Below are 1,244 nucleotides of genomic sequence, written 5' to 3'. Positions count from 1 at the left end.
GCTCGAGGCCGCGCGCTCGGTCTCCATCACCGCCGGCACCGTGTTCCGCAACCGCGCGGGCGAGGCCGGCCTGAGCCGGCTGACCGACTTCGAGATTCCGTTCGAGGCCCGCTTCCCGGTCGGCGACGGCAAGATCGTCGTGGGTGTCACGCCCACCTTCCTCGATGCCGGCTCGCCCGCGGGCGACTGGGCCACCGCCAGCCGCTTCGGCGGCGGACCCGGCTCGGCCTTCACGGGCCTGCTGAACGGCACCACGGCCGGCCAGCAGAACGCCTCGGGCCTGGGCCTGAGCGTGGGCTACGAAGGCAAGAACTTCGGCGCCAGCATCGGCACCACGCCGCTGGGCTTCCAGCAGGTCAACCTGATCGGCAACGCCACCTTCAAGGGCGCCTTCGGCGATGCGTGGTCGTACAAGGCCGACCTGTCGCGCCGGCCGGTCACCGACAGCCTGCTGTCCTTCGCGGGCGCGAAGGACGAGCGCACCGGCGAGCGCTGGGGCGGCGTGGTCGCGACCGGCGCGCGCGGCGACATCGGCTACGACGACGGCACCTACGGCTTCTACGGCTACGGCGCGCTGCACGGCCTCACGGGCAAGAACGTGGCGAGCAACTCGCGCTTCGAGATCGGCGGCGGCAGCTACATCCACCTGCTGAGCGAACCCGGCAACAAGCTCACGCTGGGGCTCAACCTCGGCATCATGGGCTACGACAAGAACCTCAGCTACTACACCTTCGGCCATGGCGGCTACTTCAGCCCGCAGAGCTTCGTGAGCCTCGCGCTGCCGGTGGACTGGAGCGGGCGCAACAACCGGCTGTCGTGGCGCGTCAATGCCTCGTTGGGCGTGCAGGCCTTCAACCAGAAGGAAACGCCCTACTTCCCGACCGACAGCAACCGCAACGGCGATGCCGGCCGCGCGGCCGCCGGCGCGGCGTCGCTCGGCCTCACCAGCACGATCTACAACGGCCGCTATCCGAAGACCTCGAAGACCGGCCTGGCCTACAACCTCGCCGCGGTGCTCGAGTACCAGCTCGCGCCGAAGATGTACCTGGGCGGCTCGGTCGGCCTGAACAACGCGCAGGACTACCGGCAGTTCACCGGCAGCCTCTACCTGCGCTACGTGTTCGACGGCTCGAGCACGCTGGGCGTGCCCACGGGCACGACGCTGCGGCCGCTGGTGTCGCCGTACACGCCGCTGCTCTGAACGGCGACGGCCCATGAAAAAGCCGCGCGGCCCCGAGGGGCTC

General features: G+C 70.1%; 1 protein-coding gene. It reads left to right on the top strand.

Features of this window, described 5'->3' with window-relative positions:
- The coding region (locus tag AC27VN_RS41800) for a cellulose synthase subunit BcsC-related outer membrane protein (protein WP_490880563.1) at positions 1 to 1,201 on the top strand (1,201 nt) is incomplete at its 5' end.
- Positions 1,202 to 1,244 lie beyond the last annotated feature (43 nt).

The sequence above is a fragment of the Variovorax sp. 20P10.2.4 genome, from assembly GCF_058244205.1.
Note: the sequence above shows the minus strand (reverse complement) of the source record. Positions and strands in the feature narration are given on the sequence as shown.